This window comes from Lutimaribacter marinistellae (genome assembly GCF_042648365.1).
Lineage (GTDB): Bacteria > Pseudomonadota > Alphaproteobacteria > Rhodobacterales > Rhodobacteraceae > Lutimaribacter_A > Lutimaribacter_A marinistellae.
In genome coordinates this window covers 1-658 of sequence record NZ_JBHRXI010000032.1, presented here as the reverse complement: position 1 = coordinate 658, position 658 = coordinate 1, and the positions used below count along the sequence as shown (strand labels likewise).

The 658-nt window shown below is 59.4% G+C and carries 1 pseudogene; it reads right to left on the bottom strand.

The annotated features are described in order from the left end of the window. A pseudogene (locus ACFORG_RS20190) lies at positions 1-619 on the bottom strand (transposase); the annotation flags it as partial. Between the last annotated feature and the right edge of the window lie 39 nt (positions 620-658).

Sequence of the window (658 nt, the reverse complement as noted above, 5' to 3'; positions counted from 1 at the left end):
GACATCGTTAGGCCCGACGGCTTCCTGACGGTCTTCTCTGAGCTTTGCCTTCACCCGGCGCTTGGGGTGCTTGTTCCTGAGCTGCAGGCCCAACTCGTTGTAAATCCTGCGTGTCTTCTTCATGTTGATCACCCAACCCTCCCGTCTCAGAAGCACGTGGACGCGCCTGTAGCCATAGCGCACACGCGTCTCTGCGATCTCTTTGATCCGCCGTTTGACGGCAGCCTGATCCGTCCGCCGGGACTTGTAGTGGTAGGTGGATGTGTCGAAGCAGATGGCCCCACAAGCCTTCCGGATCGACACCCCCCAATCGACGCACATCCCGGTGACAATCTCGCGCAAACGGCCAGGCTTCAGAGCTTTCGCCGATGACATCCTGAAGCATCTCCCGATCCAGCGTCAGGTCCGCCACGATCTTCTTCAGCCGGGTGTTCTCGTCCTCCAGCGCTTTCAGCCGGCGCATCTCGTCCGGCAGAAGGCCCCCGTATTTTTTCTTCCAGTTGAAGTATGTCGCCTGGCTGATCCCGGCCTTGCGGCAGATCTCCGCGACCGGTGTGCCTTGCTCGCCCTGCTTCAGGATGAAGGCCTTCTGCGCCTCCGTGAACTTCGATGCTTTCATGCGATTCCGCTCCTCTCCCAGCCAAGGAAATTTAGCGGA